This window comes from Limosilactobacillus ingluviei DSM 15946 (genome assembly GCF_001435775.1).
Taxonomy (GTDB): Bacteria; Bacillota; Bacilli; order Lactobacillales; family Lactobacillaceae; genus Limosilactobacillus; species Limosilactobacillus ingluviei.
Map to the genome: position 1 here is coordinate 62414 of NZ_AZFK01000040.1, position 6599 is coordinate 69012.

At 56.7% G+C, this 6599-nt stretch carries 6 protein-coding genes; 5 read left to right on the top strand and 1 reads right to left on the bottom strand.

Going from position 1 to position 6599, the window contains the following annotated elements:
- Positions 1 to 7 precede the first annotated feature (7 nt).
- Genes FC43_RS05510 through FC43_RS05520 form a run of 3 tightly spaced genes read left to right on the top strand, consistent with a single transcriptional unit; the run spans position 8 to position 2896 of the window.
- Positions 8 to 1588: an ABC transporter permease gene (locus FC43_RS05510; RefSeq protein ID WP_056954755.1), complete on the top strand. Its 1581-nt coding sequence runs from the start codon at positions 8 to 10 to the stop codon at positions 1586 to 1588.
- Complete coding sequence (locus FC43_RS11375) at positions 1566 to 2216, top strand: ABC transporter permease (RefSeq protein ID WP_056954757.1); 651 nt, start codon at positions 1566 to 1568, stop codon at positions 2214 to 2216. Before FC43_RS05510 ends, FC43_RS11375 begins: the two co-directional genes overlap by 23 nt.
- Before the next feature lie 17 nt (positions 2217 to 2233).
- On the top strand, positions 2234 to 2896 hold the full coding sequence (locus tag FC43_RS05520; RefSeq protein WP_056954759.1) for an NAD(P)H-dependent oxidoreductase: 663 nt from the start codon (positions 2234 to 2236) through the stop codon (positions 2894 to 2896).
- A 498-nt stretch (positions 2897 to 3394) separates the two neighbouring features.
- On the opposite strand, the gene FC43_RS05530 is transcribed toward FC43_RS05520, so the two are convergent.
- Positions 3395 to 4426: a YeiH family protein gene (locus FC43_RS05530; protein ID WP_056954763.1), complete on the bottom strand. Its 1032-nt coding sequence runs from the start codon at positions 4424 to 4426 to the stop codon at positions 3395 to 3397.
- A gap of 127 nt (positions 4427 to 4553) precedes the next feature.
- Here FC43_RS05530 and FC43_RS05535 point away from each other — a divergent pair, with 127 nt between their 5' ends.
- Positions 4554 to 5429, top strand: coding sequence for a LysR family transcriptional regulator (locus tag FC43_RS05535; protein WP_056954765.1), 876 nt, complete (start codon positions 4554 to 4556; stop codon positions 5427 to 5429).
- Between the two features lie 84 nt (positions 5430 to 5513).
- Complete coding sequence (locus FC43_RS05540; RefSeq protein ID WP_056954767.1) at positions 5514 to 6047, top strand: VanZ family protein; 534 nt, start codon at positions 5514 to 5516, stop codon at positions 6045 to 6047.
- The last annotated feature ends 552 nt before the right edge of the window (positions 6048 to 6599 follow it).

The window sequence follows — 6599 nt, forward strand, 5'->3', positions numbered from 1 at the left end:
GACAGAGATGAAAAAGCAGCTTCTCTGGCGGGACGCCTGGCAGGCGATTGGCCGCACCAAGGGTCGTTTTATCGCCATCTTCTTGTTAATGGCGGTCGCGTCCTTAACCCTGGTTGGGTTGAAAATGACCGGGCCGGACATGCGCCAGACCGCCCGCCACTTTTACGCCCAGACCCACTTGGCCGATCTGACGGTCACCAGCCCGGCGGGGTTAACCCCGGCGCTGCAGGCGACCTTACGGCAGGAAGCCGGGGTCAAGCGGGTGGAATTTGTCCATACCGCCGATGCTGTAATTAAAGGCGATCAGACGGCCATTCGGCTCACGAGCCTGGGCGGGCACTTGTCTAAAGCCCAGCTGGTCAGCGGGCGCTTACCGCAGCACCGTCACGAAATTGCCCTGTCGTACTTGCTGGCGAAGCATTACCACCGCGGCCAGTGGCTGACCTTGACGGCCGCCCCAGGTCTGAAGGTTCACCGGGTCAAGGTGGTGGGCTTTATTCGCTCCAGTGAGTATTTGGATCGCAACCAAATTGGCAATACCACCGTCGGCAGCGGCCAGCTGCGTGGGGTGGCAGTGCTGCCCAAGGCGGCCTTTCGGGCCGAAAAGCCCCAGCTGGCCCGCTTGACTTTGACGGCGACGGCTGGTCAAGATCCCTACGCGACCAGCTACCAAGCGACGGTAGCCGCCAAGCAGCGCCACTTGCAAACGACCTTGCGCCACCAACTGACGACCCAAAGTCAAGCCCAGGTGGCCCAATTGACGGCCCAACTGCCCGGCTTACGGCAAGCGGCGGCCACCAACCCGGTAGCGGCAGCCGCCTTGCAAACGGCCCAGCGCCGAATTGCCCAGTTGAAAGCCGCGCCGCAAGGCTTAACCGTGCAAACCCGGGAAAGCAACCCGGGCTATGCTGTCTACCGGTCGAATTCGGCGCGGATTGACCTGGTCGCCAACGTCTTTCCGGTCTTTATGTTTGCCGTGGCGATCCTGGTGGCGCTGACGACGATGGCCCGCTTCGTGGCCGAAGAGCGGCAAAAGATCGGGACTTTCAAAGCGTTGGGTTATTCGAATTTTGACGTCGCCAAGAAGTTCTTGCTTTACAGCACCCTGGCGGCGACGGGCGGCACCCTGGTCGGGGCGGCCGGGGGTTTTTGGCTCCTGCCGCGCTTGATTTTTTCGGCTTACGCGGCCAATTCGACCATCAGCGGCCTGCAGCTGGGCTTTTCCTGGGGCTGGTTGCTGACCACGTGGGGGTTGGCCGTGGGCGCGACTGGTTTGGCCGCCGGCTGGGTCCTCGCCCAAGACGCCCGGGAAATCCCGGCCCAGCTGCTCTTGCCACCGACCCCTAAGGGGGGAGCACGGCTGTGGCTGGAGCACGTGACGCCCGTGTGGCGGCGCTTGGCCTTTAAGCACAAGGCGACCCTGCGCAACCTCTGGCGCTACAAGAGCCGGATGCTGATGACGATCCTCGGGGTGGCCGGCTGCACCGGACTGTTGGTGATGGGCTTTGGAATCCGCGATTCGCTGGGCGGGATTGCGAACCGCCAGTACGGCCAGCTGATCAAATATGACTTGCTGGCGGTCGGTTAAAGTCGGCGCGATCACCGAAATGTACATGGGCCACTTTATGGTGATGAATCAAGCGACGTACCAGCACTACTTTGGTCAGCCCTACCGGACCAACGCCCAGCTGCTGAAGCTGGCTGCCGGGGCGAAGGTCAATCCCGTGGCGCGCCAGCTGATGGCAACCGGGGCCGTGGCCGGGGTAAACGAAAACCGCAGTAACCAGCAGATGATTAATAACCTGCTGAACTCGATGGATCGGGTGATGGTGATTTTAATCGGCCTGGCGACCGTCTTGGCGGCGGTGGTGATTTACAATTTGACCAATATCAACGTCGAAGAACGAAGCCGCGAACTGGCGACGCTCAAAGTGTTGGGGTATGATGAAGGCGAAGCGACGCTGTACATCTACCGCGAGACGATTATCTTGTCGGTCGTCGGGATTTTCGTCGGCTTCTTGCTCGGGCGTTGGCTGCACGGCTTTATTATTACCAATCTGCCGCCGGTCGATGCGATGTTTGATCCGCAAATGCGAGGCACCAACTTCCTGTTGTCGGCGGCAATCCCGCTGGTGATTACCGCGCTGGTGGCAGTCGTAATGCAAAAAAAGATCCAAAAAATTTCGATGCTGGCGGCCCTGCAAGCCCGTGAATAATCAATGAGGTGATCCAAATGGCAAATGAAACGCAACGTGCCCACGTGTTACAAATCGCAAATACCCGCTTTGCGACCAAGCAGTTTGACCCGACCCGCCATATTCCGGCCCAGGATTGGCAAACGATTTTAGAGGTCGGCCGCCTGGCGCCGAGTTCCTTTGGCTACGAGCCCTGGCGCTTTGTCTTGCTCAAGGATCCCCAGCTCAAAGAAGCGATCAAGCCCTTTGCCTGGGGAGCACTCAACAGCCTGGCCGGCGCCGATAAAATTTTATTGATCCTGGCGCGGACCGACGTGACCTATGATGCGCCCTACATCCAGCACTTGGTGGAAGACGTCAAGCACAAGGTCTATTCGCCGACCAGCCCGCAGTCGCAGCACTTTAAGGTTTTCCAGGAGCGTGACTTGGCCTTGAAAGATGCCCACGACCGCTTTGAATGGGCTTGCCGCCAGGCCTACATTGCCATGGCCAACATGATGTTTGCGGCGACCGAACTGGGGATTGATTCCTGCCCGATCGAGGGTTTTAACTACGCCCGGATGAACCAATTCTTGGCCGATCACCAAATTATCGATCCGGTCCACTGGCAGATCGCGGTGATGGTCAGCTTCGGCTACCGGGCCCAACCGATCAAGCCGAAGGTCCGCCAGCCGCTGGGAGACTTGTATGAAGAAGTGTAAATGAACAAAGCCGCCCTTTGCGCTGGTTTGGGAGCGAAAAGGGCGGCTAGGGGTTAACCTCAGATACTTGTGAAGCAAGGTGGGCTGAGATGAATGGAAAATATTATCTAATCAAAAAGATCGGGACCAAGTACAAATTTTACTGGGCCCCCCTTTCACCGTGGCCTGAAAAGGATTTTGAAGATTGGGGTGTCGCGGTGATTGATTTTTCGTGGCCAACTTCGGATCCCCGTCTCAAGCATTTAAGGGCAGCTCCCTTAGGGTATAAATTAAAACCGCGCTACCAAGCTTTGAGAGATCCCAAAGTCGAGGGTGTCAGAGATGACACTTATCGCTATATGTGCCTAGAAACCTTTCATGTCTATCAGTGCTTGCCCCATATGGACGAAAAGCATCGGTACGCTAGTTGGGCATCGGGATAGTGAAAAAAGCTTTTAAAAGCGCGAACCGCCGCCTTCCGGGAGTTGGAAGACGGCGGTTTTAGCGTTTAATTACGGCTTAAAAGAAGGTCTTGGACAAAGTCGCAACCAGGGCCAAGAGCAACACCGAAGAAATTCCGGCGGCCACGAGGGCGTTCTTGCCGCGGGTGAAGAGCACGGTGAAGTTCACGTTCATTCCCAAGGCGGCCATCGCCATCCCTAAGAGCAGGTAGGCTAACTTGACCAGACTTGGTACCAACGCGGCCAGGCCCGGGATAAAGGTGCCGGCCACACTGGCGAGGATAAAGCCGAGCATGAACCACGGGATCGGTACCGGCTGCTTTTCACCGGTCGGGTTCGCTTGCCGGGTCGCTTTTTGGTACCAGATCCCGACGAGGATCGCGACTGGGGCCAAGAGCAGAACCCGCGAAAGCTTGGTGATGATCGCCGTATCAAGGCTGACCGGGCCCCCGGCGCTCCCAGCGGCGACGGCGTGGGCGATTTCGTGCAGGCTGCCCCCGGTCATCACCCCAAATTGCAGGGCAGTCATGTGCAAGAGCGGCTTGAGCCCGATTTCGATCAGGGTAAAGAGGGTCCCGAGGATCGCCACGATCGCCACGGCAACCACCTCATTTTCTTGGTGGCGCAACTTGGTGGCCGGATCGTCATCGCTGGTTAATTGCGATGAAATCCCCATCACGGCGGCGGCCCCGCAGATCCCGGTCCCGCTGGCGGTCAGGATCGCTAAGTGGCGGTCGACCCCGAAGCGGCGGGCGAGCTGGTAGGTGACTAAAATCGTGAAGGTCACGACCACAACGGCCAGGGCAATCGTCTTGATCCCGGCTTGGGCCAGGGCGATCAAATTGAGCTTAAAGCCCAGCAGGATGATTCCAAGGCGCAGGAACTTGTTGGCGATCAGGCCAATCCCCGGGCGGCTGTAATCCAGGACCGGGCGACCAACTTGCATCACCATCCCTAACAAGAGGGCGATCACTAAGGCACCAATCACCTTGAGGTAGGGGAGGGTGGCCAGGTAGCTGCCGGCTAGCGAACAAATTAAGGTTAAGAGCGCGGCGCAGGCAAAGGGCCAGCTAAATATCTTCTTGATCATTTCACTTTCTCCTTTCCGAATTGACATCCGGATTTTTTTACATTCTTAATGTACCATGCTAGACTGATAAATAAAAATTATGATTTCTTTCTTGTAAGTTAGTTTTCCTTATGAAAGGGGCAGGGCGATGGAAAATTTATTGGATCACCGGCTGACGACCTTAATGGTGGTGGCACAGACCGGCTCGTTGACCGCCGCCGCCCAGCAGCTCTTTATCACCCAGCCGGCCGTCTCCCAGCAGCTGGCCAGCTTAGAGGCCGACCTGGGCGTGCCGCTCTTGGTTCACCATGGGCGGCGGGTCAAATTAACGGCGGCGGCGACGGAACTGGTGGCCTACGCTCAGCGGCTCGGCCAGGATAATCAGGCGGTCTTGAAGCGGCTCCGTTTGGCCCAGACCCCGCCGTTGCGCTTAGGGGCGACCCGCTCGCTGGGGGCCTTTTTGCTGCCGCAGCTGCTGGTCAAGGTAATCGCGGCCGGCTACCAGCTGGAAGTGACGATTGAAAATACCGCCGTCTTATCCCGGCAACTCTTGGCCGGCCAGCTCGATGCGGCCTTGATCGAGGGAAATTATTCGCGGCAGGACTTTGCCGCTGCCCCACTGGGTAGTGCCCCCTTTATCGGCGTGGCCGCCCAGGCCGAGGTGCCAGCGACGTTGCCAGCCTTGTTTGACCAGCTCTTGATCGTCCGGGAAGTGGGCTCAGGGACCCGCGAGATTTTGACCACCTGGCTGGCGGCGCACAACGCCCAGCTGAGTGACTTTCGTCAGACCCTGGCCTTAAGCAGTCCGACGGCGATCATTGAATTACTTAAGCAGGGGGTTGGGATCAGCTTTATGTACCGGGCCCTGGTGGCCAACGAATTGGCCCGGGGGGATTTATTTGAGTTGCCGCTGGCCGGCTTTCCGCTTGAGCACCCCTTAAATTTGATTTACTTAAAGGAAAGCTCCTTTGCGGCCGAATTCGGTCCCCTGGTGGCGACCGCCCGGGAAGTGCTGGGAAATTAAGTTCTGGTTAAGCTTGGGAGCCAACGGTGGTCAGGGCTGGCCACGTTCGGTAAGCTAGAACTATTTACAAAAGGGGGCAATCCGATGTTACAGACACAGTGGTTAACGTTTGGGGTGGCCTGGCTGATTTTGTTGGTGGGGTATTACCGGCTACTGGCGGTACCAAACCGGACGCCGGCCCAGCGAGTGACGGTCTTGACCAGCCTGGGCTACTTAATGGTGGTGGCCTGGCTGGTCTTTGCGCCGGTCGGGCTGGTCCTGCCGGATTCATACAAGGACCTGTCGTATTTTTATATGGTGCCGTATAACCTCCACCCGTTGGTTCACGTCGACCCGGAATTTTTGGCCAATATTTTGCTGACCGGGCCGCTAGGGGTCTACTGCTACCTTTGGCGGCCGCACTGGTCGTGGTGGCAGGTCGCTTTGGCCGGGCTCGTGCCGGGGCTGGTGATTGAAAGCACCCAGTTTGCCTCGGACTGGCTGGTTCACACGTTGCGGGTGGTCGATATTGACGATGTGATTACCAACTGGGCCGGCCTGGTGCTGGGCTACGCAGTAGTCTGGGGGCTGGACCACACCTCACTGCGAACCCTGATCAAGCCCTTTCGCCTACGCTAAGTCATAACCGGGCGCGTAAGTCAAGAACCAAAGGGATGAAACCGTTTTAAATAAAATCGGGGAAGTTATTGACAAATCCATGTGTAAACGCTAACATATAGTCACAAGGTATTAAGTATTTACCTTCTAATCAATTCTCTTTCTCTCTTATGCCGATCACCGTCCTTGCTGGCGGTGATTTTTGGTTTTGCGGATCATTTGGTTCCAAGCAAGCAGCGATTGACGAAATTTTGCAGCAATTGGCCGACTGTGAGAGTGACAGAACGTAGACTACCGGTGATTGTCATGTGGACTAATAGAAGGCGGTCCGGGTAATGGACTGGTTTCTTTAGCGGATTGGAACAAATAACTTGAATCACCAAGTGAATGAAGGACAAATGGCAGAGGCTCGAACCGGGTCGCTGCCATTTTTTACATCTGTAACATTGCCGTGCATTGGGGAAATTGAAAATCACCTTTTCCTTAATCTGCCAATTGACATACGACATATCTAAAAATTAATGTCATTAAGTTAAGCTCTTGACACCAAATATTTGACAAAAAGTACCCCCT